Raw genomic sequence first — 23,320 nt, 5'->3', positions numbered from 1 at the left:
TCTAGTCCAATTCCTAGAGTACGCCCCACCGCCCCCGGACCACACGCCGCACCGCGCACCCCGGCCCACACCGGCGAGAATGAGCCCATGGCCGACCTCGACCCCGGCGCCCTGCGCCTGCGCTTCGCCCGCGCCCTGGAAGCCGCCCGCGCCCCCGGCGGCGGTCCCGACCCCGCCCCCTACGCCGACGACCTGCTCGCCCGCTGGCAGGAGCCGCAGCGCCGGTACCACACGGTGGCCCACCTGATGGCGGTGCTCGACCACGTCGACACCCTGGCCGGGCACGCCGCCGACCCGGACGTCGTACGGCTGGCCGCCTGGTTCCACGACGCCGTCTACCTGCCCGAGCGGTCCGAGAACGAGGAGCGGTCGGCGCGGCTCGCCGAGCGCGCCCTGCCCGAGGCGGGGGTGCCGCGGGCGAGGACGGCCGAGGTGGCCCGGCTGGTGCGGCTCACCGTCACCCACGACCCGGCCGACGACGACCGCGACGGCCAGGTGCTGTGCGACGCGGACCTCGCGATCCTCGCCGCGCCCCCGTCGGCGTACGCCGCCTACGCCGCCGAGGTGCGCGAGGAGTACCACTTCGTGCCGAACGAGGCCTTCCGCGAAGGGCGTTCGGCGGTCCTGCGCCAACTCCTCGACCTGCCCAGGCTGTTCAGCACCCCTTACGGCCAGGAGCACTGGGAGGCCACGGCCCGCTACAACCTGGCCGCCGAGCTGGAATTGCTGTCGACCCGAGCGGACCCGCTGACCTAGGGTGCGCGCATGCGCATCATGGGCGGGGATCAGGTGGAAGCGGCCGTGGCCGGCTGCACGGCGGCACTGCGGCACGCGGTGGACAGGGACTGGGCGGCGGCCAGCCCGCCGGGCATGGAGTGGAGTTGCCGCACCACCGCGCTCCACGTCGCCGGTGCCTTCGTCGGCTACTCCACCCGGCTGGCCACCCGCGCCCCGCACCGCCTCCCGCTCAGCCTCACCGTCCCCGACGACACCGACAACGCCGGCGTGCTCCAGGTGATCGAGGCGACCGGCGCCCTGCTGGCCGCCGCCGTCCGCACCGCGCCGCCCGGCGCCCGCGCCTTCCACTCGCACCCCTTCGGCAGCGCCGACCGCGAGGGCTTCGCGGCGATGGCCGTCACCGAGACCCTCCTGCACACCCACGACATCGCCCGGGGCCTCGGCATTCCCTACGAGCCGCCGGCCGAACTCGCCGAGTCCGTCCTGACCTGGCTCTTCCCGCACGTCCAGCCCGGCTCCGAGCCCTGGCCGACCCTGCTGTGGGCCACCGGGCGCGGCGAGCTGCCCGGCCGCGCCCCGGTCACCGACTGGAACTGGTACAACAACCTCGTCATCCCCACCGACCGCCTCACCCTCACCGGCATCCGCCCGGCGGTCGCCCACGATCTGCGCCTCGGCGGCGACGGCGGCCTCGACTGGCTCGACGGCGGCCCGTACGAGGGCACCCGGCAGGCCGCCGGATTCATGATGAAGGCGTACGAAGCGGGCGTGCACCGGCCGGAGTTCGGGGTCTTCGCCCTCGTCCGGCACGAGGACGGCCGCGCGATCGGCGGCATGGGCTTCCACGGCGCCCCGAACGAGGAGGGCTGGGTCGAGGTCGGCTACGACCTGGTCGAGGCCGCCCGGGGACAGGGCTACGCCACGGAGGCCCTGAACACCCTGGCGCAGTGGGCGCTGGCCCGCGACGACGTCGGCATGGTCGTCGCGACCATCGAGGAGACCAACACCGCCTCACAGGCCGTCGTCACCCGCGCGGGCTTCACCCGGGCGACCGTGGAGGAGGAACGGACGGCGCAGAAGGAGCACGGCATGGACGCGGGGTTCCGGCTCTACGTCCGGCGCTCCTGAGGACCGTCAGCGTCCCGAAGCCCCCTCGTCTTCCTGCGCCGCAGCCCCGCGCCGTGCAGCAGCCGCACCACCGTGCGGCTGCTGACCTCCACCGCCCCCGCCGCGACCACCTCCGCGTACCGGTGCGAGGGCACGTCGTAGTGGTCGCCGTCGAAGGCGCGTCTCGGGACGGCCAGTTTCTCGGCGAACGCGTGGAGTTCGTCGTACGACACATCGCTGACCAGGTGGGACCACATGCGTCCGTGGCCCGGCCAGGCGGGTGGGTCGATGTACAGGGTCACGCGCGCCTCACGACGAGGCCCCTTTGCCGGTGGCGGAGCCCAGGGAGCCCACCGCCGCGACCTTCACGCCCGCCTTGTGGCAGACCCAGTGCGGGTCGGGGCCCAGCTCCGGCTCCACGTCGAGGGCGTGCGGGTCGCCCGAGCCGCACACCGGGCACAGCGGCCAGCGGCCGTACCGCTCCAGCAGCGCGTCCTGCACGTCCTGGGCGACCAGCCCGGCGACGTAGGCCATCCCGTCCGGCCACTGCTCGGCCCACCAGCGCCGCTCCGCGACGGAGTCCTCGACCAGCGAGACCACGTCCGCGTGGGCGACCTCGCCCGCGACCAGGTCGGCCAGCACGAGCGCGCGGGCCGCGTGCAGGGTCTGTTCGAGGGGGCTGACGAGCGGGGCGGGTTCGGGGGCGGGACCGGGGACGGGATCGGCGGGTTCCATGGAACCCATTGTGCGCACTCTTGACCGCCCCATCGAACCGAAAATAGCTTTCACCCGTGACCCAGGACGTGAAGGAAAGTTTCGGCACTCCGGGCGGCTCCCTCGCCGCGAAGGTGCGCACGCTCGCCCCTTCCATGACCAGGTCCATGCAGCGCGTCGCCGAGGCCGTCGCGAACGACCCGGCCGGCTGCGCCGCCCTCACGGTCACCGGCCTCGCCGAACTGACCGGCACCAGCGAGGCCACGGTCGTACGCACCGCCCGCCTGCTGGGCTATCCGGGTTACCGGGACCTGCGCCTCGCCCTCGCGGGCCTCGCCGCGCAGCAGCAGTCCGGGCGGGCGCCCGCGATCACGACGGACATCGCGGTGGACGACCCCCTCTCCGACGTCGTCGCCAAGCTCGCCTACGAGGAGCAGCAGACCCTCGCCGACACCGCCGCCGGACTCGACACCGGCCAGCTCGGCGCCGCCGTCACCGCGCTGGCCGCCGCCCGGCGGACGGACGTGTACGGCATAGGGGCGTCGGGGCTGGTCGCCCAGGACCTCACGCAGAAGCTGCTCCGCATAGGCCTCATAGCCCACGCCCACAGCGACCCGCACCTCGCCGTCACCAACGCGGTGCAGCTGCGCTCGGGGGACGTGGCGATCGCGATCACCCACTCCGGCTCGACGGGGGACGTCATCGAGCCGCTGCGGGCCGCGTTCGAGCGCGGGGCCACGACCGTCGCCATCACCGGCCGGCCCGACTCGCCGGTCACCCAGTACGCCGACCACGTACTGACCACGTCCACCTCACGGGAGAGCGAGCTGCGACCGGCCGCGATGTCCTCGCGGACGAGCCAACTGCTCGTGGTGGACTGCCTGTTCGTGGGAGTGGCCCAGCGGACCTACGAGACGGCGGCGCCCGCGCTGGCCGCTTCGTACGAGGCGCTGGCTCACCGGCACCGCACGGGCGCCAGGTGAGCGCCAGCACGCGAACCCGAACCTGACAGACCCGAGAGAGCCGCCTGACCCTCATGACCTCCCCCGACCTGCGCAGCCAGTTGGCCTCCCTGACCACCGAGGCCTTCCGTCCCGAACTCGCCGACATCGACCGCCTGCCCACCCTGGACATCGCCCGCCTGATGAACGGCGAGGACACCACCGTGCCCACGGCCGTCGCCACCCGGCTGCCGCAGATCTCCGCCGCCATCGACGCCGTCGCCGAGCGGATGGCGCGCGGCGGACGGCTGATCTACGCCGGCGCCGGTACGGCGGGACGGCTCGGCGTGCTGGACGCCTCCGAATGCCCGCCCACCTTCAACACCGACCCCGCCCAGGTCGTCGGCCTGATCGCGGGCGGCCCGCCGGCCATGGTCACCTCGGTCGAGGGCGCCGAGGACTCCAGGGAGCTGGCCCACCAGGACCTGGACGCGCTGGGGCTCACGGCGGACGACAGCGTCGTCGGGATCTCCGCCTCCGGCCGCACCCCCTACGCGATCGGCGCCGTCGAACACGCCCGCGCCCAGGGTGCCCTGACCATCGGCCTGGCCTGCAACGAGCACAGCGCGCTCGCCGCCGCCGCCGAGCACGGCATCGAGGTCGTGGTGGGCCCCGAGCTGCTCACCGGCTCCACGCGCCTGAAGGCGGGCACCGCCCAGAAGCTGGTCCTCAACATGCTCTCGACGATCACGATGATCCGGCTGGGCAAGACGTACGGGAACCTGATGGTCGACGTGCGGGCCTCCAACGACAAGCTCCGGGCCCGCTCCCGCCGGATCGTCTCGCTCGCCACGGGCGCCGCCGACGACGAGGTCGGGCGGGCTCTCGCCGAGTCGGGCGGCGAGGTGAAGAACGCGATCCTCGCCCTCCTCGCCGGCGTCGACGGCCCGACGGCCGCCCGCCTTCTGGAGGAGTCCGGCGGCCATCTGCGCGCCGCGCTGGCGCACGCGCCCCGCTGACCCGCACGCTCGGGGCGTGCGCATCGACCCCGCCTCCACCGCAACCGCCGTCCTCGACCTGGTCGGCGGCCCGGCCAACGTCACCGCCGTCACCCACTGCATGACCCGCCTGCGGCTGACCCTCGCCGACCCGGCGGCGGCGGACGAGGAGGCCTTGCGGGCGGTGCCCGAGGTGCTCGGCCTGGTGGTCGCCGGGCCCAGCTGGCAGATCGTCCTCGGACCCGGGGTGGTCGAGGAGGTCACGGAGAAGGTGGCGGAGGAGGTGGCGGAGCGGGTCACCGCCGCGCCGCCGCCACAGCCGACCGGCACCGGCACCCAGGACGGCAACCGGCTGAGAACAGCCCTGCGCCGCATCGCGAACGTCTTCGTCCCCCTGATCCCCGCCCTGATCGGCTGCGGCATCCTCTCCGGTCTCCACGGGCTGCTGCTGAACGCCGGTTGGCTGCCCGGCCTGACCCCCGCCCTGTCCGCCGTCGCCTCCGCCTTCCTGGCGCTGATCGCGGTGTTCGTCGGGGTCAGTACGGCGCGCGAGTTCGGCGGCACCCCGGTGCTCGGCGGGGCCGTGGCGGCCGTCGTCGTCCACCCGGGCGTGGCGAAGGTGACGGCGTTCGGCGCCCACCTGGCACCGGGCCAGGGCGGTGTCCTGGGCGCGCTGGCGGCCGCGTTCCTGGCGACCCGCGTGGAGAAGTGGGTCCGGGGCCGGGTGCCGGGCGCGCTGGACGTCCTGCTCACCCCGACGCTCACCGTGCTCGTCCCGGGCCTCGTGACGCTGTACGGCCTGATGTACGCGGCCGGAGCGGTGGCGGGCGCGATCGGCACGGCGGCGAACTGGCTCCTGGGCACGGCGGGCGCCGCGGCCGGACTCCTGCTGGGCGGCCTGTTCCTCCCCCTGGTCATGCTCGGCCTGCACCAGGCCCTCATCCCCGTCCACACCACCCTGATCACCCAGCAGGGCTACACCGTCCTCCTTCCCCTCCTGGCCATGGCGGGCGCGGGCCAGGTGGGCGCGGCGCTCGCCGTGTACGTCCGGCTGCGCCACGACACCACCCTGCGGACGACGATCCGCTCGGCCCTCCCGGCGGGCCTGCTCGGCGTGGGCGAGCCCCTGATCTACGGCGTCTGCCTCCCGCTCGGCCGCCCCTTCCTGACGGCCTGCGCGGGCGGCGCGGCGGGCGGGGCGTTCGTCGGCTTCTTCGCGATGCTCGGCACCAAGGTCGGCGCGACCGCGATCGGCCCCTCGGGCTGGGCCCTGTTCCCGCTGCTGACCGGCAACAGGGGCGCGGGCACGGCCGTCGCCGTCTACGCGGGCGGCCTGCTGACCGGCTACGCCGTGGGCTTCGCGGCGACGTACCTCTTCGGCGGCCTCGGAGGGCCGCCCCCTACAGCGCCCGCCAGAGCAGGGTGTACCGCCACAAGAGCCGGCGGCGGAGCCGGGCACCGGGCAGTATCCGGCGGGCCTCACGACGAACCTCCGCGAAGGTCATCTCCGGATCCCGCACGCGGGCGGTCATGGAAACCGGCCGGTGCGCCGTGGCCCGCCCCCGGTTCTTCACCCACCCCATGAGCAGGTTGAGCGGTACGGCCGTCAGCCCGATCGCGTGATCGAGGGCCCCCTGCGGCCGCGCGCACCCCACGACCACCAACGTGCCGCCGGGCGCCAGCTCCCGCCGGAACCGGGCGAGGGTCTCGGCGAAGGGCAGGTGGTGGAGTACCGCGACGCAGGTGATGACGTCGTAGGGGCCGGGCGGCAGGTCCTGCGGGGCGACGGCGAGGGCGTAGGCGATGGGCGCGTCCGCCGGTGTCGCCTCGCGCGCCCGCTCCAGGATCCCGGAGTCGGCGTCGACCCCGAGCACCCGCGCGGCCCGCCCGCCCAGCCGCCTCACCAGCTCCCCGCTCCCGCACCCCACGTCCAGCGCGCTGCCGAACCGGCGCGGCAACCGCCGCAGCAGCCAGCGGTGGTAGTGGGCGTTGTGGTCCCAGAGGTGGCCGTGGAAATCACGTCACGCGACCGCGACACCAACCAGCGCGACCGCATCGACAAGCCCGTCGGCTACGCCGAAGCCGGTATCCCGGTCTACCTCCTCATCGACCGCGACAACCAGACCCTCACCGTCTTCAGCGAGCCCAAGGAAGGCCGCTACCTCCTGTCCCCCCGCTACCCCTGGGACGCTACCGTCGAACTGCCGCCCCCAGTCGGCATCACCCTGGACACCGAGAAGCTGAAGGACTACGCGGACTGACATGAACCACGCCCAGCTCACCTCCCTCGGCCGCGCGCTGCGGCTGATCGGGGAGCACGGGGAGGCGCTGAGCGGCGACACCCCGGACTCCCGACTGCACGAGATCAAGGCGGATCTGCGCCGGGCGCTCGATCTGCTGGACGAGAGTGTCACCGCCGGCGCGCCCACCACCCGCTGCCCCGAGCACCCGCAGGGGCCCGTGGACGAGAGCGCCCCCGACCTGTGTCTGCTCTGCGAGACCCGGCGCCGGGCGGCCCGCCGGTCGGAGTACCAGAGCGGGCGGGCGGAGCCCGAACCCGTCGCCACCGCCCCCTCCCGCTACGGCGTCCGCGCCGACCGCCCCCAGCCGCAGCAGCGCTGGCTGCCCGAGGCCTGGAACGGGCAGGAGTGGCAGCTGTGCGGCACGCCCCGCCGGGACCGGCGCGAGGCCGAGGCGTATCTCGCCGCGCAGCGGCGCTCGTCCCGGCCCGCCATGGCCTACCGGCTCGTGCACGAGTTCACCGACTACGAGGTGCTCCGCGTCTGGGGCACCCCCGTACGCGTCGACATCGAGCCGATGGGCAATCTGTAGCCCCGAGCGCCTACAGGAGGGGCAGGGCGCCGAACTGGTACCCCTCCCAGATGCGCCGGCTCGCCTCCTCCGGGTACGGCGCCACCGTTCGCGCCTCCCCCGCGTCCAGGATCTGCACCAGGCGGGCGTCCGTGTCGTACTGCGGCCAGCCCGGGTCGCCGGTCCGCGCGAACGCCGTCCAGGCGCCCCGCACGAACGCCGACAGCTCCTCCGCCTCCGGGGTGGGCTCGCCGCCGGGGAACAGCAGCGGTCCCAGGTCGGCGGCGAACGTGCCGAAGAGGAGCGGGATGTCCAGGGCGTGGCAGGCGCCCAGCACTCCGGCGGGGTCGGGGGCGGGCCAGGTCAGTTCGTAGAAGTGGGCGCGGCCGCCGCCCGTCCGCTGGGCCTCCGCCAGGCGCAGGGTCGGCAGCGCGAACAGCCAGTCCGTCTGGACGCGTTCGAAGAGCCGCTCCGCGCTCGCCTCGGGGAAGGCGCAGCGGTAGGCCTTCTCGCCCGTCTCACCGCCCGGTGCGTACAGGCGCAGGGTGTCAGCCGCCATGTCGTCCGTGATCATGCCGGGCAGGCCCGCCATGACCAGGAAGAGGCGGAACTCGTCGCGGTTGTGGCCCACCAGGAGGTCCACGTCCCGGGCGGCGCCGGAGGCCAGGGCCGCCCAGGGCGTCTGCGGCAGCACCTCGCCGTCCACCACCGGCGAGAAGGGGACCGAGGTGGGGGCCGCCTGGCCCCAGCGGGCGTACGCCTGCATCCTGGTGCCCAGCGTCGCCCCCGCCCGCGTCAGCTGCCGGGGGTCCGTCTGCGCGAGGTCGGCCGCGGTCGGCGTACGGCCCGCCTCCGCCGCCAGGGCCTCGGCGATGTCGCGGGCCAGGTCCGGCGCGAAGAACGTACCGGGCACGCTCTGGGCGATCGCGCGGCGGAAGAGGCCACGCGCTCTCGGCATGGCCAGGAGGGAGGCGACGGAGCCCGCGCCCGCCGACTCCCCGAAGACGGTGACCTGCGCGGGGTCGCCGCCGAACGCCGTGATGTTCTCCTGGACCCACTGGAGGGCCGCCACCTGGTCCAACAGGCCCCGGTTGGCGGGGGCGCCGTCCCACAGGGCGAAACCCTCCATGCCCACGCGGTAGTTGAAGGTGACCACGACGGCGTCGCCCTCGCGGGCTATGCGCTGCGCGTCGTAGCCCGGCTGGCCGCCGTGGCCCAGTTTGTACGCGCCGCCGTAGATCCACACCAGCACCGGGCGGGCGGCTGCGGGGTCGGTGTCGGGGGACCAGACGTTCACCGTCAGCCAGTCGTCGCCCTCCGGCTGCGGGGGCTGGGCCGCGCCGCCGAGGAAGCCCGCGTCCTGCGGGGGCGGCGGGCCGAAGGCGTACGCCTCGCGTGTGCCGTCCCAGGAGCGGGGCGGGCGCGGGGCCTGGAAGCGGTCCTCGCCGACCGGGGGCGCGGCGAAGGGGATGCCCCGGAACACCGACAGCCCCTGCTCGCACCGCCCGCGCACCGCGCCGGACGCGGTGCGCACCACAGGGCCGGACCCGCTCTTCGTCATCGCTCGCTCCCCTGACTTCGGCATGACCACTCATCAGGGGAACGCGCGGCGGCGATCACAAGTGCCCGGAAGCGGGCCGTCAGCTGAGGGACTTCAGCGACGCCGCGTCGTACGGCTTCAGCTCGTCGAAGCGGCCGGCGAGCACCTTGGCCGCCCACTGCGGGTCCTGGAGCAGCGCACGGCCGACGGCGACCATGTCGAACTCCTCGGACTCCAACCGGTCCAGGAGGTCGTCGATGCCCTTGACCTGCGAACCCTCGCCCTGGAACGCCTTGATGAACTCGCCGTCGAGACCGACCGAGCCCACGCTGACGACCTGCTTGCCGGTGAGCTTCTTCGTCCAGCCGGCCAGGTTGAGGTCCGAGCCGTCGAACTCCGGCAGCCAGTAGCGGCGCGTGGAGGCGTGGAAGACGTCGACACCGGCCGCCGCGAGCGGGGTCAGGATCGCCTCCAGCTCCTCGGGGGTCTCGGCGAGGCGGGCGGAGTAGTCCTGCTGCTTCCACTGCGAGTAGCGGAAGAGGATCGGGAACTCGGGCGAGACGGCCTCGCGGACGGCCGCGACGATCTCGGCGGAGAACCTGGCGCGGGCGACCGGGTCGCCGCCGTAGGCGTCGGTGCGGCGGTTGGTGCCCTCCCACAGGAACTGGTCGAGGAGGTAGCCGTGGGCGCCGTGGATCTCCACGCCGTCGAAGCCGATGCGCTCGGCGTCGGCCGCGGCGCGGGCGAACGCGGCGATCACGTCGTCCAGGTCCGCCTGCGTCATCGCCTTGCCGGTCTGCTCGGCACCCGCCGTCACCAGGCCGGAGGGGCCCATCGCGGGGGCGTCCGGGTACGGCGCGTCGCCGTCGTTGCGGACCATGCCGATGTGCCACAGCTGCGGGACGATGGTGCCGCCCGCCGCGTGCACGTCCTCGGCGACCTTCGCCCAGCCGGCCAGCTGCTCCTCGCCGTGGAAGCGCGGGACGCGGTCGCTCTGGCCCGCAGACTCGTGGCCCACGTAGGTGCCCTCGGTGACGATCAGGCCGACACCGGCGGCGGCACGGCGCGCGTAGTAGCCGCGCACGTCCTCACCGGGCACCCCGCCCGGCGAGAACATCCGGGTCATCGGCGCCATCACGATCCGGTTGGGCACGGTCAGGCCGTTGAGGGTGATCGGACGGGAGAGGATCTGGGCCGCGCGGGAGGCGGGGGGCGGGGTGGCGGTCACGTGAGGGCTCCTGGGGAAGGGCTCGGTGGGGGATACGGCTCGGTGCGGTACGGCTCGGTTAACCGATCGGTATGTGATTGCGCATTATTGCAGCACCTGAAGTAACACCCTATGGGGTGGCCCACATTCCCCAGCGGGGACACCGCCCGTCTGTGACCCCGGACACGCCCGAGGGCGGCACCCCCAGCCGGAAGCTGGGAGTGCCGCCCTCGGTACCGGGACAGGCGATCAACCGTGAGGCCGATCAGAAGTCCATGTCACCGCCCGGCATGCCGCCGCCGGCCGGCGCGGCGGCCTTCTCCGGCTTGTCGGCGATGACGGCCTCGGTGGTGAGGAACAGCGCGGCGATGGAGGCGGCGTTCTGCAGCGCGGAACGGGTCACCTTCGCCGGGTCGATGATGCCCTCGGCGACCAGGTCGACGTACTCGCCGGTCGCGGCGTTCAGGCCGTGGCCCGGGGTCAGGTTGCGCACCTTCTCCACCACGACACCGCCCTCGAGGCCGGCGTTGACGGCGATCTGCTTCAGCGGGGCCTCCAGCGCGAGCTTCACGGCCTGCGCGCCGGTCGCCTCGTCGCCTTCCAGCTCCAGCTTCTCGAAGACGGCCGAGGCCTGCAGCAGGGCCACGCCACCACCGGCGACGATGCCCTCCTCGACGGCCGCCTTGGCGTTGCGCACGGCGTCCTCGATGCGGTGCTTGCGCTCCTTCAGCTCCACCTCGGTGGCGGCACCGGCCTTGATGACCGCGACGCCGCCCGCGAGCTTGGCCAGGCGCTCCTGGAGCTTCTCGCGGTCGTAGTCCGAGTCGCTGTTCTCGATCTCGACGCGGATCTGGTTCACGCGGCCGTTGACCTGCTCCGAGGAGCCGGCGCCGTCGACGATGGTGGTCTCGTCCTTGGTGATGACGACCTTGCGGGCGCGGCCCAGGAGGTCCAGGGTCGCGTTCTCCAGCTTGAGGCCGACCTCCTCGGAGATGACCTCGCCGCCCGTGAGGATGGCGATGTCGCCGAGCATGGCCTTGCGGCGGTCACCGAAGCCCGGGGCCTTGACGGCGACGGACTTGAAGGTGCCCTTGATCTTGTTGACGATCAGCGTGGACAGGGCCTCGGCCTCGACGTCCTCCGCGATGATCACCAGCGGCTTGCCGGACTGCATGACCTTCTCCAGCAGCGGGAGCAGGTCCTTGACCGAGGAGATCTTGGAGTTGGCGATGAGGATGTACGGGTCCTCCAGCACCGCCTCCATGCGCTCCATGTCGGTCGCGAAGTAGGCGGAGATGTAGCCCTTGTCGAAGCGCATGCCCTCGGTGAGCTCGAGCTCCAGACCGAAGGTGTTGCTCTCCTCGACGGTGATGACGCCTTCCTTGCCGACCTTGTCCATGGCCTCGGCGATCAGCTCGCCGATCTGGGTGTCGGCGGCGGAGATGGAGGCCGTGGAGGCGATCTGCTCCTTGGTCTCGACGTCCTTCGCCTGCTCCAGCAGGGCGGCGGAGACGGCCTCGACGGCCTTCTCGATACCGCGCTTGAGGGCCATCGGGTTGGCGCCGGCGGCCACGTTGCGCAGGCCTTCCTTGACCAGGGCCTGGGCGAGCACGGTCGCGGTGGTCGTACCGTCACCGGCGACGTCGTCCGTCTTCTTGGCGACTTCCTTGACCAGCTCGGCGCCGATCTTCTCGTACGGGTCCTCGAGCTCGATCTCCTTGGCGATGGAGACACCATCGTTGGTGATCGTGGGGGCGCCCCACTTCTTCTCGAGGACGACGTTGCGGCCCTTGGGGCCGAGCGTCACCTTCACGGCGTCCGCGAGCTGGTTCATGCCGCGCTCGAGGCCGCGCCGCGCCTCCTCGTCGAACGCGATGATCTTGGCCATGTGAAGTGGTCCCTCCAGGACTGGGGGTGATTCCTTCGGACCGCGCCCGCGCCCGCGACGGACGGCTCGACGGCCTGTGGTTCCTTGCCCCACCTGGCCGCCGGGCCTCACCGACCCGGTCCCTCTTTGTCACTCTCACCTTCAGAGTGCTAACGCAATGATTAGCACTCGGCATGCCCGAGTGCAAGACAGCGCCCGCGAAGCCGGCTCGTGGAGGGGTGATGGTCGGGCGACGGGCGGGCGCAAGCGCCTCTCGGGTCCTGGGGACCGTCGTCAGCCGCGCGCGAACAAGCGGAGCCGGGGGCTCCCCGGGCACGGCGAAGGGCCCGCACCCCTGGTGAGGTGCGGGCCCTTCGGACAAGAAACGTTCAGGCGGTGACGCGAACCATGTCGGCCTGCGGGCCCTTCTGACCCTGCGAGATCTCGAACTCGACCCGCTGGCCCTCTTCCAGGGTGCGGTAGCCGTCCATCTGAATCGCGCTGTAGTGGACGAAGACGTCCGCACCACCGTCGACCGCGATGAAGCCGTACCCCTTCTCCGCGTTGAACCACTTGACGGTGCCCTGAGCCATGCCTAACTCCCCTATTACTGGCCCTTGCACAGATCCACACTTCGCGGACCCGGGTCAGACCTCACCCCCCATCGGTCGGGGGCGTGCGCCGGAACGCGTCGACCGCGGCTGAATGTATCTGTCCAACTGCCGTCTGCAACAGGTCAATCGGACGAGAATTCTGGACGACCCCGGTCCGGAATCTCCCTAGAATTACGCCGAATTCAGGGCAAGTCGGGCCGTGCAAAATGGAACGAAAGCCGCGGATGGGCCGGGCACTTTGGCCACTTCTCATCGGGTGCGCGGCGTGAAATCCGGGAGACGCGACCCGCTGGTGCGGCACGCGTTCCCCAACTGTACCGCGCTCAATCACACTGAATGGCCCCCTCCGGTTCTATCCCGGAGAGGGCCATTCGATGAACAGTCGGTAACCGCGGTTACCGACGGTAATGATCGCCGCGGATCGCCGCGGGTTCAGCCGCCGGCGACCGCCGGAATGATGGAGACACCGGCACCGTCGGGGGTCGCGGTCTGAAGACCCTGCTCGAAGCGCACGTCGTCGTCGTTGACGTACACGTTCACGAACCGGCGCAGCTTGCCCTGGTCGTCCAGGACGCGCGCGGCGATCCCGGTGTGGTTCTTCTCCAGGTCCTCGATGACCTCGGCGAGGGTCGCGCCCTCGGCGGCGACCTCGGCCCGACCGCCGGTGTAGGTGCGCAGGATGGTGGGGATGCGAACGGTCACGCTCATGCGAGGCCAGCCTCTCGGAAGGAGTCCAGGTTCGGACGGATGGTGGCGGTGAGCCCCGTGCCGGCCACCGCGTCGAGGGTCTTCAGGCCGTCGCCGGTGTTGAGGACGACCGTGGTCTTCGCCGGGTCCAGGACGCCGGCCTTGAGCAGCTTGCGCGTCACGCCGACCGTCACGCCACCCGCCGTCTCGGCGAAGATGCCCTCGGTGCGGGCCAGCAGCTTGATGGCGTCCACGACCTCCTCGTCCGTCACGTCCTCCACGGCGCCGCCGGTGCGCCGGGCGATGTCCAGGACGTACGGGCCGTCGGCCGGGTTGCCGATGGCGAGGGACTTGGCGATCGTGTTCGGCTTCTGCGGGCGGACCACGTCGTGCCCGGCCTTGAAGGCCGTCGACACCGGCGAGCAGCCCTCGGCCTGCGCGCCGAAGATCTTGTACGGCTTGTCCTCGACCAGGCCGAGCCTGATCAGCTCCTGCAGACCCTTGTCGATCTTCGTCAGCTGGGAGCCGGAGGCGATGGGGACCACGATCTGGTCCGGCAGCCGCCAGCCGAGCTGCTCGCAGATCTCGTACGCCAGCGTCTTGGAGCCCTCGGCGTAGTACGGCCGCAGGTTGACGTTGACGAAGCCCCAGCCCTCGCCGGCCGGGTCGCCGATCAGTTCGGAGCAGAAGCGGTTGACGTCGTCGTAGTTACCCTCGATGCCGACCAGTTCGCCGCCGTAGATCGCGGCCATGACGACCTTGCCCTGCTCCAGGTCGTGCGGGATGAACACGCAGGAGCGCAGGCCGGCGCGGGCGGCGGCGGCGCCGACGGCACCGGCCAGGTTGCCCGTGGAGGAGCAGGACAGGGTGGTGAAGCCGAAGGCGCGCGCGGCCTCCAGGGCCTGGGCGACGACCCGGTCCTTGAAGGAGTGCGTCGGGTTGCCGGAGTCGTCCTTGACGAACAGGCCCCCGGTGACGCCGAGTTCGGCGGCGAGGTGGTCGGCCTTGACGAGCTTGGTCCAGCCGGGGTTCAGGTTCGGCTTGTCGGCGACGTCGGCCGGGACGGGCAGCAGGGGCGCGTACCGCCAGATGTTCGCGGGGCCGGACTCGATGCGGGCCCGCAGCTCTTCGGCGTCGTAGCCGGAGAAGTCGTAGGCGATCTCCAGCGGGCCGAAACACTCCTCGCACGCGAAGACCGGGCCGAGCGGGACGCGGTGACCGCACTCGCGACAGCTCAGGGCCGCGGCGGGGCCGAGGTCGACGGGGGAGGCGGAGGTGCTTGCGACGGTCTGCACAGCCATGGAGGCGAGGCCCTTTCTCCTCATCTTCCTCACGGCGCATCTCGCCGTGAGACGGATTTGGCACCTTCCCTAGCCGGGAGCCTCACCACGTCAACGTGACAAGAACCGACTGGAGGGTTGCCGGGGCTTCATCGGGCCGTGTCCCTCTGCCCCTCTGGATGAGCGGTATGCGGTTGTATGAGCGGTTGTGTCCGCGCGCGACCCCCGACATGCGATGGTCATCGGCGTTGTTCAAGACTGTAACCGAAGGCCAGGACAGTTGAGATAGTCGTCCGAACCGCGAGACACGTGAGGAGCCGCTGACTGTGCTGGAAGAAGTCGAGCGCTGGCTGGCCACCCGCTCCTGGTCCGTGACCGACCGCCCGCTGCACAAGATCCTGGCGGCCAAGCAGCGCGCCGGCCAGTCGGTCTCCGTCGTGCTGCCCGCGCTCAACGAGGAGGAGACGGTCGGCGACATCGTCGCGGTCATCCGCCACGACCTCGTGGAGCAGGTACCGCTCGTCGACGAGATCGTGGTGGTCGACTCCGGCTCCACCGACCGTACCTCCGCGGTCGCCGCCGCCGCGGGCGCGCGGGTCGTCCACCGGGACGAGATCCTGCCCCGCGTCCCCGCCGTTCCCGGAAAGGGTGAGGTGCTGTGGCGCTCGCTCCTGGTCACCACCGGGGACATCGTCTGTTTCATCGACGCCGACCTGCGCGACTTCTCCTCCGACTTCGTCTCCGGGATCGTCGGCCCGCTGCTCACCGAGCCGGGCGTGGACCTGGTCAAGGCGATGTACGACCGCCCGCTCGCCGGGTCCGCCGGCCAGGGCGGCCGGGTCACCGAGCTGATGGCCCGCCCGCTGCTGAACATGCACTGGCCGCAGCTCGCCGGATTCGTGCAGCCGCTGGGCGGCGAGTACGCGGCCCGGCGCAGCCTGCTGGAACAGCTCCCCTTCCCGGTCGGGTACGGCGTGGAGCTGGGCATGCTGGTGGACGCCCTGCACCTGGTGGGGCTGGACGCGCTGGCACAGGTGGACGTCGGGGTGCGCAAGCACCGCCACCAGGACGGGCAGGCGCTCGGCCGGATGGCCGCGGCGATCTACCGCACCGCACAGCTGCGGCTGGCCCGCGGCCACCTGATCCGGCCCTCCCTCACCCAGTTCGAACGCGGCGAGGACGGCTTCGAGCCGCGCACCTACTCGGTCGACACCGAGGAACGACCGCCCATGGTGGAGATCGCCGAGTACGCCGAGCGCCGGGTGGCCTGAGTCCGGCGGGTCTTCGTATACGGCCGTGCCCTCGGGCGTGGCCGTACGTTTGAGCGTTTCCGGGGCGGGCTAGGTTGAGGACCATGGTTTCCACGGTTTCCCCGCACGGTGCCGAGGTGTTGGTCGCGTCGAATCGCGGCCCGGTTTCGTACACGGCGGACGAGGACGGCTCGCTGCACGCCAGGAGGGGCGGTGGCGGGCTGGTCTCGGGACTGTCGGCCATCGGCCCGGACGCGGGCTCGGTGTGGGTGTGCGCCGCGCTCGGCGACGGCGACCGCGAGGCCGTGCGGCGCGCGGGCGGCGGGCTGCTGCCGGCCGAGGACACCGGCGGGCAGCGGGTGCGGATGCTGGACATCGACGCGCGGGTGCACGCCGACGCGTACAACGGGATCGCCAACTCGGTGCTGTGGTTCGTCCACCACATGCTGTACCAGACCCCGCTGGAGCCGGTCTTCGACGCGGAGTTCCGGCGGCAGTGGGCGTCGTACGAGGCCTACAACCGGGCGTTCGCCGAGGCGCTGGCCGAGGAGGCGGCCGAGGGGGCGGCGGTCCTGGTGCAGGACTACCACCTGTGCCTGGTGCCCGGCATGCTCCGCGCGCTCCGCCCCGACCTGCGCATCGGCCACTTCTCGCACACCCCGTGGGCCCCGCCGGACTACTTCCGGCTGCTGCCCGACGACATCGCCGCCGCGCTGCTGACCGGCATGCTGGGTGCGGACCGGACGGCCTTCCTGACCCGGCGCTGGGCGGACGCGTTCACGGCGTGCTGTACGGCGGTGCTGGGCCCCGGCAGCCTCTCGGACACGGCGATCGGGGTGCACGGGCTCGGCGCGGACGCGGACTTCCTGCGCAAGCGGGCGCACGAGCCGGACGTGGCCGAGCGGATGGCGGCGCTGCGCGAGGAGATCGGCGCCGGCCGCCGGACGATCGTCCGGGTGGACCGCACCGAGCTGTCCAAGAACATCGTGCGCGGGCTGCTGGCGTACCGGCAGCTGCTGGACGAGCGTCCCGAGTGGCGCGAGCGGGTCGTGCACGTGGCGTTCGCGTACCCCTCCCGGCAGGACCTCGCGGTGTACCGGGACTACACGGCCGAGGTGCGGAGGGTGGCGGAGGAGATCAACTCCCGCTACGGGACGCCCGGCTGGACACCGGTGGTGCTGCACGTCAAGGACGACTTCGCGCGCTCGCTGGCCGCGTACCGGCTGGCCGACGTGGCCCTGGTCAACCCCATCCGGGACGGCATGAACCTGGTCGCCAAGGAGGTGCCGGTCGTCTCCGACGCGGGGTGCGCGCTGGTGCTGTCGCGGGAGGCGGGGGCGTACGAGGAGCTGGGGGCCGACGCGTTCGCGGTGAACCCCTACGACGTGCTGCAGACCGCGCGGGCCCTGCACGAGGCGCTGTCCCTGGACCCGCGGGACCGGGCGGCACGCTCCGCGCGGCTCGCCGCGGCGGCCACCGTCCTGCCCCCGGCCCAGTGGTTCGTGGACCAGCTGCGGGCACTTCGCGAGCTTCAGCCCAGCTGACCGGCCGAGCCGCGCAACAGGGGACGACCCCCTGCGGACAACGTTCTGCCCCGGCAGCCACCGCCCATCCCCGCCCCAGCGGTCCGGCGAGCCTCAGCCCAGCTGACCGGCCAGGCCGCGCAGCAGACGAACGACCCCCGCGGGACCGTCGACCACGACACCCGCGCCCTGCGCCAGCCCCACAAGGCTCGCCGCGACAACCACCACCCCGCCCCGCCCCAGCGGTCCGGCGAGCCTCAGCCCAGCTGACCGGCCAGGCCGCGCAGCAGACGAACGACCCCCGCGGGACCGTCGACCACGAGGTCCGCGCGGTCGGCCAGTTCCGTGACCTCCGTGCTGCCGCTGCACACCAGCACGCCGGGGACGCCGTCGGCGCGCAGCCGCTGCACGGCGTCGTAGGCGGGCAGGTCGCCGAGGTCGTCGCCCGCGTAGAGGACCGCGCCGGCGCCTGTCCTGCGGACGTACTCGCCTAGGGCGACGCCCTTGTCCATGCCGGGCGGGCGCAGCTCCAGGACCATGCGGCCGGGCTCGACGATCAGGCCGTGGCGGGCGGCGAGACCGGTGAGGGGGCCGCGCAGGGCCTCGAACGCGGCCTCGGGGTCGGCGGCGCGGCGGGTGTGCACCGCCACCGCCCGGCCCTTCTCCTCGATCCAGGTGCCGGGCCAGGCACCGGCCCGCTCCAGGACGCCCGGCAGCTCCGCGCGGACCGCGGCGACGCCGGGGTGCGGGGCGGGGGCGGTGACCGCGCCGGTGGCGGCGTCCCAGCGTTCGGCGCCGTAGTGGCCGAGGACGGTGAGGTGGTCCAGGCCGGGGACGCCGGCGAAGCCGCCGTAGCGGACCGCGACCCCGGCCGGCCGGCCGGTGATCACGGCGATCGAGGCGACCTTGGGCGCGAGCGCGGCGAGGGCCGGTACGGCGTCGGGGTGGGCGCGGGCCTGCTCGGGGTCGGCGACGATGGGGGCGAGTGTGCCGTCGAAGTCGAGGCCGACCACCGCTGCGCTCGGCTTGGCGAGAAGGGCGGCGAGCCCCTCCCGGCCGGCAGGGGTGGCCGGGGTCGGCAAAGGGTCCATGAACCGACACTATCCAGCGCGGCCCGCCGCCACTCCTGGTGCCGGAACCCCGACCCCGTTTCAGCGCTCCGAGCGGCGCCGCTCCCGCACCCGGCGCAGCCGGTTCACCGTGACCGGGTCGTGGGCCAGGGCGCGCTCGTCGTCCAGGAGGGCGTTCAGGAGCTGGTAGTAGCGCACGGGGGCCAGGCCCAGCTCCTCGCGTATCGCCCGCTCCTTCGCGCCGGGGCCGGGAAAGCTCCGGCGCTCCAGGGCGAGGACGGACTTCTCCCGGGTGCCCAGCTCCGCCATGTGTGCCATGGCAGTCACCGTAACGCCCGGCACCGACAACCGGCCGTTCAGTCCTTCGCGCCGCTGTCCGCCGCCGTGGCCGTCGCCTGCAGGCGGGTGAGGACGGCGGAGGGGTCGCCGCCGGGGGCGACGGCCTGGCCGATGTTCTGCTTCACGGCCGCGGCGACCGCCGCCCAGGAGGTCTTGCCGACCGGGTACAGCTCGGAGGTGGGCAGCTGGTCCAGGAAGGGGTGCAGGGCCTTGTCGGGGGCGGCGTTCGACGCACTCATCGCCGTCGACGCCGAGCCCGTGACCGGCAGCAGGCCGTAGTCGCGGGAGAAATCGAGGACGTTCTGCTCGCTGTAGACGAAGTTCAGGAAGTCGCCGATCCGGTCGCGGTGGCCGTTCTGCTTGAACGCCATCATCCAGTCGGCCACACCCATCGAGGCCCGGGCGGCACCGTTACGGCCCGGCATCGGCACCATGCCGAACTTCACGCCCTTCTTCTCGGCCTGCTGGATCAGCGTGGGGTGTCCGTTGAGCATGCCGACCTGGCCGTCGGCGAAGGCGGCGAAGGCGTCCGCGCGGTTGAGCTTGCCCGGGGCGACCGGACCGGTCAGCCCCTTGCCGACCAGGTCGTCCCTGAGCCAGGTGAAGGTGTCGACGTTCTGCGCCGAGTCGATGGTGTAGGTGCCGACGTCGTCGGTGTAGCCGTTGCCGCCGCTGCCGGGGGTGGCGCCGCTGAGCAGCCACTGCATCGTCTCCGCCTGGGCCTCCTCGGGGCCGAGCGGCAGCGCGAAGGGGTACTTCACGCCGGTCCTGTCCTTGAGCGCCTTGGCGTCGGAGGCCAGCTCGTCCCAGGTGGTGGGCGGGTTGATGCCGGCCTTGGCGAAGAGGTCCTTGTTGTAGAAGAGGACGCGCGTGGACGCGGCGAAGGGGATGCCGTACTGCGTGTGGTTCCACTGGCCCGCGTCGGACAGCTGGGACAGGAAGTCGGCCTGGGTGCGGATGGAGAGCAGGTCCGAGGCCGGGTACAGCTTGCCGGCGGCCGCGTAGTCGGCGTACGCGCCGATCTGCGCCAGGTCGGGGGCGTGGCCGGCGGCGACCATCTCCTTGACCTTGGCGTCGACGTCGTTCCAGGAGTAGACGCTGACGTCGACCTTCACCCCGGAGTGCTGGGCCTCGTACGCCCTGGCCAGGGAGTCCCAGTACTTCTTGGAGCTGTTGGCGGGCGAGTCGCCGTAGTCGGCGGCGACGAGTCTCAGGGTCACGCCGGACGCCCCCGTGCTCCCGCAGCCACACAGGATCGCTGTCATGCCCATGGCAGACACTGCCGCGATCATTCCTACCGTACGCCGACGCACGCTCAACGCCCCAACCCTGCCGTCTGACCGTTCAATATGTGGACTCACAAGGTCTACACCACGCGAGTGGACTAGACCTCTCGCGGGTGGGCGGGCCACACTAGGGCCGTGGTGAGACATGTCATCGCCCTCGACGTGGGCGGTACCGGGATGAAGGCCGCCCTCATCGGCGACGACGGCGCCCTGCTCCACCGCGCCCGCCGCGCCACCGGCCGCGAGCGCGGACCGGACGCGGTGGTCGCGACGATCCTCGACTTCGCCGCCGAGCTGCGCGCGTACGGCGTCGAGCGCTACGGCAGCCCCGCTCGCGCCGCCGGCATCGCGGTCCCCGGCATCGTCGACGAGCAGCGGGGCGTCGCCGCCTACGCGGCCAACCTCGGCTGGCGGGACGTACCGCTGCGCGCCCTGCTCGCCGAACGCCTCGGTGTCCCCGTCGCCCTCGGGCACGACGTGCGCACCGGCGGGCTCGCCGAGGGCCGGATCGGCGCCGGCCGGGGCGCCGACCGCTTCCTGTTCGTCCCGCTCGGCACGGGGATCGCCGGCGCCATCGGCATCGACGGCCGGGTGGAGGCGGGCGCACACGGCTTCGCGGGCGAGATCGGCCACATCGTCGTACGGCCGGGCGGCACCCCGTGCCCCTGCGGACAGCACGGCTGCCTGGAGCGGTACGGCTCCGCCTCCGCCGTCAGCGAGGCCTGGGCGGCGGCCAGCGCGGACCCGGACGCGGACGCCGCCGGCTGCGCCGATGCCGTCGCGTCCGGTGACCCGAACGCCGTCCGGGTCTGGCAGGACGCGGTGGACGCGCTCGCCGACGGCCTGGTCACGGCGCTCACCCTGCTGGACCCACGCACGCTGATCATCGGTGGCGGACTGGCCGAGGCCGGGGAAGTGTTGTTCTCGCCGCTGCGCGACGCCGTCCGGCGCCGCGTCACGTTCCAGAAACTGCCGGCCATCGTCCCCGCCGCCCTCGGCGACACCGCGGGCTGCCTGGGCGCGGGTCTGCTCGCCCGGGATCTGCTGACGACGACCGCTTCTACGACTCCGGAGGTAAGCGCCTGATGGCTCGCAGCTTGGTTCTCACAGGTGCTCGGGTGGTGCTGCCCGGCGGAGTGGTCGACGGCGGGCGCGTGTCCGTCGAGGGTACGAAGATCTCCGCCGCGGCCCCCGAAAGCGCCCGGGCCGTCGACCTCACCGGCTGCTGGCTGGTCCCCGGCTTCGTCGACATCCACAACCACGGCGGCGGCGGCGCCTCCTTCTCCGGCACGGCCGAGGACGTCCTCAAGGCCGTCCACACCCACCGCACCCATGGCACCACCACCCTGGTGGCCTCCACCGTCACCGACGAGATGGACCTCCTGGCGACCCAGGCCGGGCTGCTGAGCGAGCTGGCCGAGCAGGGCGAGATCGCCGGCATCCACTTCGAGGGGCCGTTCATCTCGCCGTGCCGCAAGGGCGCCCACTCCGAGAAGCTGCTGCGCCACCCGGACCCGGCCGAGGTCCGCAAGCTGATCGACGCGGCGCGCGGCAGGGCGAGGATGGTCACCCTCGCCACCGAGCTGCCGGGCGGCATCGACTCCGTACGGCTGCTCGCCGAGCACGGCGTGATCGCGGCGATCGGGCACACGGACGCCACGTACGAGCAGACGGTCGAGGCCATCGACGCGGGCGCCACGGTCGCCACCCACCTCTTCAACGCGATGCCCCCGCTCGGCCACCGCGCCCCCGGCCCGATCACCGCCCTGCTGGAGGACGAGCGGGTCACGGTGGAGCTGATCAACGACGGCACGCACCTGCACCCGGCCGCGCTGGAACTGGCGTTCCATCACGCGGGCGCGGACCGGGTCGCGTTCATCACGGACGCGATGGACGCGGCCGGCATCGGCGACGGCCGCTACATGCTCGGCCCGCTGGAGGTCGAGGTCAGCGAGGGCGTGGCCCGGCTGGTGGACGGCGGTTCGATCGCGGGCTCCACGCTGACCCTGGACCGCGCCTTCCAGCGGGCGGTCACCGTCGACCGGCTCTCGGTCGAGGACGCCGTGACGGCCCTGTCCGTGAACCCGGCCCGCCTGCTCGGGCTGTCCGACCGCATCGGCTCCCTGGAACCCGGCAAGGACGCCGACCTGGTCGTGCTCGACGCGGACTTCGCCCTGAAGGGCGTGATGCGACACGGCGAATGGGTGGTGGTACCGCCCCAACTGGCCTGATGTGACCGTCTTTTCCCTGGAGGGCGGCCGACCGGCGACTGGGCCGGCCGCCGTCTGTTTGGCATGATCAGGCCCCGGAAATCGACGACGGGCACATCGCCGGTCACACGGACTTCGAGGGAGGTCGGCCCGGGTGCTCCTCACGGTCACGCTGAACACGGCTCTCGACCTGACCTATCGCGTACGGTCGCTGCGGCCGCACGCCTCGCACCGGGTCTCGGAGGTCATCGAGCGACCGGGCGGCAAGGGCGTGAACGTCGCCCGGGTGCTGGCCGCGCTGGGCCACGAGGTGACGGTCACGGGCTTCGCGGGCGGGGCGACCGGCCGGGAGGTACGCGACCACCTCACCGGTGTCCCGCTGCTGACGGACGCGCTGCTGACGGTGGCCGGGGCGACCCGGCGCACGATCGCCGTGGTGGACCAGCTGTCGGGCGACACCACGCAGTTGAACGAGCCGGGTCCGCAGATCACACCGGCCGAGTGGGGCGCCTTCCTGGACCGCTACGAGGAGTTGCTCCCCACCGCCTCGGCGGTGGCCCTGTGCGGCAGCCTGCCGCCGGGCGTGCCGGTGGGCGCGTACGCGGGCCTCGTGCGGGCCGCGCGCTCCGCGGGCGTCCCCGTGCTCCTGGACACCAGCGGCGAAGCCCTGCGCCGCGGGGTCGCCGCGCGCCCGGACATCGTCAAGCCGAACGCCGACGAACTGGCCGAGCTGACCGGCTCCCACGAGCCGCTGCGCGCCACCCAGGACGCCCGCCGGCGCGGCGCCCACGCGGTCGTCGCCTCCCTCGGCCCGGACGGCCTGCTGGCCGCCACCCCGGAGGGCCGCTGGCGCGCCACCCCGCCCGCACCGCTCCACGGCAACCCGACCGGCGCGGGCGACTCCGCCGTCGCCGGCCTGCTGTCGGGCCTGGTGGAACACCTCCCCTGGCCGCAGCGCCTGGCCCGCGCGGTCGCCTTGTCGGCGGCGACCGTACGGGCCACGGCAGCGGGCGAGTTCGACCGCGCGGCCTACGAGGAGCTGCTGGACCAGGTGACGGTGAACGGCTGGACCAGCGCGGCCTAGTGCCCCGGCAGGCAACGTTTGCCCGTCAAGGAGCGGCGTCCGGTGCGTGCTGTC

General features: G+C 72.8%; 23 protein-coding genes, 1 pseudogene and 1 riboswitch. Of the genes and pseudogenes, 12 read left to right on the top strand and 12 right to left on the bottom strand.

All coding sequences use genetic code 11. From position 1 onward, the window contains the following. The first annotated feature begins 87 nt into the window (after positions 1-87). Positions 88-756 carry an HD domain-containing protein gene (locus ACZ60X_RS27825; protein WP_469603903.1) on the top strand — a complete coding sequence of 223 codons (669 nt, stop codon included), beginning with the start codon at positions 88-90 and terminating at the stop codon, positions 754-756. 18 nt (positions 757-774) lie between these two features. Continuing rightward, the gene (locus ACZ60X_RS27820) at positions 775-1,866 is read left to right on the top strand and encodes a GNAT family N-acetyltransferase (RefSeq protein WP_469604342.1); all 1,092 of its coding nucleotides are present in this window, start codon (positions 775-777) and stop codon (positions 1,864-1,866) included. On the opposite strand, the gene ACZ60X_RS27815 is transcribed toward ACZ60X_RS27820, so the two are convergent. Beyond that, positions 1,848-2,147: a DUF4031 domain-containing protein gene (locus ACZ60X_RS27815; protein WP_469603900.1), complete on the bottom strand. Its 300-nt coding sequence runs from the start codon at positions 2,145-2,147 to the stop codon at positions 1,848-1,850. The genes ACZ60X_RS27820 and ACZ60X_RS27815 overlap by 19 nt on opposite strands. 7 nt (positions 2,148-2,154) lie before the next feature. Further along, complete coding sequence (locus ACZ60X_RS27810; RefSeq protein ID WP_469603897.1) at positions 2,155-2,580, bottom strand: hypothetical protein; 426 nt, start codon at positions 2,578-2,580, stop codon at positions 2,155-2,157. Positions 2,581-2,636: 56 nt separating this feature from the next. On the opposite strand from ACZ60X_RS27810, the gene ACZ60X_RS27805 reads away from it, so the two are divergent. Genes ACZ60X_RS27805 through ACZ60X_RS27795 form a run of 3 tightly spaced genes read left to right on the top strand, consistent with a single transcriptional unit; the run spans position 2,637 to position 6,083 of the window. After that, entirely contained in the window at positions 2,637-3,542 is a 906-nt protein-coding gene (locus tag ACZ60X_RS27805) for a MurR/RpiR family transcriptional regulator (RefSeq protein WP_469603895.1), read from the top strand. Between the two features lie 53 nt (positions 3,543-3,595). Further along, positions 3,596-4,519, top strand: coding sequence for an N-acetylmuramic acid 6-phosphate etherase (gene murQ, locus ACZ60X_RS27800; protein ID WP_469603892.1), 924 nt, complete (start codon positions 3,596-3,598; stop codon positions 4,517-4,519). A gap of 16 nt (positions 4,520-4,535) precedes the next feature. Continuing rightward, positions 4,536-6,083, top strand: a complete 1,548-nt coding sequence (locus ACZ60X_RS27795; protein ID WP_469603889.1) for a PTS transporter subunit EIIC — start codon at positions 4,536-4,538, stop codon at positions 6,081-6,083. A 118-nt stretch (positions 6,084-6,201) separates the two neighbouring features. On the opposite strand, the pseudogene ACZ60X_RS27790 reads toward ACZ60X_RS27795, so the two are convergent. Continuing rightward, a pseudogene (locus tag ACZ60X_RS27790) lies at positions 6,202-6,426 on the bottom strand (class I SAM-dependent methyltransferase); the annotation flags it as partial. A gap of 81 nt (positions 6,427-6,507) precedes the next feature. Here ACZ60X_RS27790 and ACZ60X_RS27785 point away from each other — a divergent pair. Both ACZ60X_RS27785 and ACZ60X_RS27780 read left to right on the top strand, forming a co-directional pair. Beyond that, entirely contained in the window at positions 6,508-6,759 is a 252-nt protein-coding gene (locus ACZ60X_RS27785; protein ID WP_469603886.1) for a Uma2 family endonuclease, read from the top strand. Position 6,760: 1 nt separating this feature from the next. Then, positions 6,761-7,330, top strand: a complete 570-nt coding sequence (locus ACZ60X_RS27780) for a hypothetical protein (protein WP_469603884.1) — start codon at positions 6,761-6,763, stop codon at positions 7,328-7,330. Between the two features lie 10 nt (positions 7,331-7,340). Here the strand turns inward: ACZ60X_RS27780 and ACZ60X_RS27775 are convergent, their stop codons facing one another. From ACZ60X_RS27775 to thrC, 6 genes are all read right to left on the bottom strand, one after another. Next, positions 7,341-8,870 (bottom strand): carboxylesterase/lipase family protein, encoded by a 1,530-nt coding sequence (locus tag ACZ60X_RS27775; RefSeq protein ID WP_469603881.1) that lies wholly within the window; start codon positions 8,868-8,870, stop codon positions 7,341-7,343. Positions 8,871-8,949: 79 nt separating this feature from the next. After that, positions 8,950-10,077, bottom strand: a complete 1,128-nt coding sequence (locus ACZ60X_RS27770; protein ID WP_469603878.1) for an NADH:flavin oxidoreductase — start codon at positions 10,075-10,077, stop codon at positions 8,950-8,952. Positions 10,078-10,321: 244 nt separating this feature from the next. Next, positions 10,322-11,944 carry a chaperonin GroEL gene (gene groL, locus ACZ60X_RS27765; protein ID WP_469603875.1) on the bottom strand — a complete coding sequence of 541 codons (1,623 nt, stop codon included), beginning with the start codon at positions 11,942-11,944 and terminating at the stop codon, positions 10,322-10,324. A 368-nt stretch (positions 11,945-12,312) separates the two neighbouring features. Beyond that, positions 12,313-12,516, bottom strand: coding sequence for a cold-shock protein (locus ACZ60X_RS27760; RefSeq protein WP_004986573.1), 204 nt, complete (start codon positions 12,514-12,516; stop codon positions 12,313-12,315). Between the two features lie 453 nt (positions 12,517-12,969). Next, entirely contained in the window at positions 12,970-13,245 is a 276-nt protein-coding gene (locus tag ACZ60X_RS27755) for a MoaD/ThiS family protein (RefSeq protein ID WP_363213747.1), read from the bottom strand. Then, entirely contained in the window at positions 13,242-14,525 is a 1,284-nt protein-coding gene (gene thrC, locus ACZ60X_RS27750; protein ID WP_469603872.1) for a threonine synthase, read from the bottom strand. The genes ACZ60X_RS27755 and thrC overlap by 4 nt, the downstream gene beginning before the upstream one ends. Before the next feature lie 17 nt (positions 14,526-14,542). Beyond that, a riboswitch (SAM riboswitch) is annotated at positions 14,543-14,690 on the bottom strand. A 140-nt stretch (positions 14,691-14,830) separates the two neighbouring features. Here thrC and ACZ60X_RS27745 point away from each other — a divergent pair. Both ACZ60X_RS27745 and ACZ60X_RS27740 read left to right on the top strand, forming a co-directional pair. After that, positions 14,831-15,775 (top strand): glucosyl-3-phosphoglycerate synthase, encoded by a 945-nt coding sequence (locus tag ACZ60X_RS27745; RefSeq protein ID WP_469603868.1) that lies wholly within the window; start codon positions 14,831-14,833, stop codon positions 15,773-15,775. A gap of 116 nt (positions 15,776-15,891) precedes the next feature. After that, positions 15,892-17,298: an alpha,alpha-trehalose-phosphate synthase (UDP-forming) gene (locus ACZ60X_RS27740; protein WP_469604339.1), complete on the top strand. Its 1,407-nt coding sequence runs from the start codon at positions 15,892-15,894 to the stop codon at positions 17,296-17,298. 236 nt (positions 17,299-17,534) lie between these two features. Here the strand turns inward: ACZ60X_RS27740 and otsB are convergent, their stop codons facing one another. From otsB to ACZ60X_RS27725, 3 genes are read right to left on the bottom strand one after another with little or no spacing between them, the layout of a single operon-like run. After that, positions 17,535-18,368 carry a trehalose-phosphatase gene (gene otsB / locus ACZ60X_RS27735; protein WP_469603866.1) on the bottom strand — a complete coding sequence of 278 codons (834 nt, stop codon included), beginning with the start codon at positions 18,366-18,368 and terminating at the stop codon, positions 17,535-17,537. A 60-nt stretch (positions 18,369-18,428) separates the two neighbouring features. Next, positions 18,429-18,665, bottom strand: coding sequence for a DUF3263 domain-containing protein (locus ACZ60X_RS27730; RefSeq protein ID WP_469603863.1), 237 nt, complete (start codon positions 18,663-18,665; stop codon positions 18,429-18,431). 38 nt (positions 18,666-18,703) lie between these two features. Beyond that, positions 18,704-19,999 carry an extracellular solute-binding protein gene (locus ACZ60X_RS27725; RefSeq protein WP_469604336.1) on the bottom strand — a complete coding sequence of 432 codons (1,296 nt, stop codon included), beginning with the start codon at positions 19,997-19,999 and terminating at the stop codon, positions 18,704-18,706. Between the two features lie 111 nt (positions 20,000-20,110). On the opposite strand from ACZ60X_RS27725, the gene ACZ60X_RS27720 reads away from it, so the two are divergent. The 3 genes from ACZ60X_RS27720 (at position 20,111) to ACZ60X_RS27710 (ending at position 23,266) form a co-directional block, all read left to right on the top strand. After that, the gene (locus tag ACZ60X_RS27720; protein ID WP_469604333.1) at positions 20,111-21,058 is read left to right on the top strand and encodes an ROK family protein; all 948 of its coding nucleotides are present in this window, start codon (positions 20,111-20,113) and stop codon (positions 21,056-21,058) included. Continuing rightward, positions 21,058-22,203 carry an N-acetylglucosamine-6-phosphate deacetylase gene (gene nagA, locus ACZ60X_RS27715; protein WP_469603859.1) on the top strand — a complete coding sequence of 382 codons (1,146 nt, stop codon included), beginning with the start codon at positions 21,058-21,060 and terminating at the stop codon, positions 22,201-22,203. The genes ACZ60X_RS27720 and nagA overlap by 1 nt, the downstream gene beginning before the upstream one ends. A 133-nt stretch (positions 22,204-22,336) precedes the next feature. Further along, positions 22,337-23,266: a 1-phosphofructokinase family hexose kinase gene (locus tag ACZ60X_RS27710; protein ID WP_469603856.1), complete on the top strand. Its 930-nt coding sequence runs from the start codon at positions 22,337-22,339 to the stop codon at positions 23,264-23,266. Positions 23,267-23,320: the final 54 nt, after the last annotated feature.

Source organism: Streptomyces sp. NPDC104106 (genome assembly GCF_055584345.1).
This window is presented reverse-complemented; position numbering and strand designations above follow the sequence as displayed.

What these genes read in the sequence shown, in the direction of transcription:
- nagA (WP_469603859.1), top strand. Translation starts at nt 21,058, where the DNA reads ATGGCTCGCAGCTTGGTTCTCACAGGTGCTCGGGTGGTGCTGCCCGGC.
- groL (WP_469603875.1), bottom strand. Translation starts at nt 11,944, where the DNA reads ATGGCCAAGATCATCGCGTTCGACGAGGAGGCGCGGCGCGGCCTCGAG.
- otsB (WP_469603866.1), bottom strand. Translation starts at nt 18,368, where the DNA reads ATGGACCCTTTGCCGACCCCGGCCACCCCTGCCGGCCGGGAGGGGCTC.
- ACZ60X_RS27755 (WP_363213747.1), bottom strand. Translation starts at nt 13,245, where the DNA reads ATGAGCGTGACCGTTCGCATCCCCACCATCCTGCGCACCTACACCGGC.
- ACZ60X_RS27780 (WP_469603884.1), top strand. Translation starts at nt 6,761, where the DNA reads ATGAACCACGCCCAGCTCACCTCCCTCGGCCGCGCGCTGCGGCTGATC.
- murQ (WP_469603892.1), top strand. Translation starts at nt 3,596, where the DNA reads ATGACCTCCCCCGACCTGCGCAGCCAGTTGGCCTCCCTGACCACCGAG.
- ACZ60X_RS27810 (WP_469603897.1), bottom strand. Translation starts at nt 2,580, where the DNA reads ATGGAACCCGCCGATCCCGTCCCCGGTCCCGCCCCCGAACCCGCCCCG.
- ACZ60X_RS27775 (WP_469603881.1), bottom strand. Translation starts at nt 8,870, where the DNA reads ATGACGAAGAGCGGGTCCGGCCCTGTGGTGCGCACCGCGTCCGGCGCG.
- ACZ60X_RS27825 (WP_469603903.1), top strand. Translation starts at nt 88, where the DNA reads ATGGCCGACCTCGACCCCGGCGCCCTGCGCCTGCGCTTCGCCCGCGCC.
- ACZ60X_RS27820 (WP_469604342.1), top strand. Translation starts at nt 775, where the DNA reads ATGGGCGGGGATCAGGTGGAAGCGGCCGTGGCCGGCTGCACGGCGGCA.
- thrC (WP_469603872.1), bottom strand. Translation starts at nt 14,525, where the DNA reads ATGGCTGTGCAGACCGTCGCAAGCACCTCCGCCTCCCCCGTCGACCTC.
- ACZ60X_RS27730 (WP_469603863.1), bottom strand. Translation starts at nt 18,665, where the DNA reads ATGGCACACATGGCGGAGCTGGGCACCCGGGAGAAGTCCGTCCTCGCC.
- ACZ60X_RS27760 (WP_004986573.1), bottom strand. Translation starts at nt 12,516, where the DNA reads ATGGCTCAGGGCACCGTCAAGTGGTTCAACGCGGAGAAGGGGTACGGC.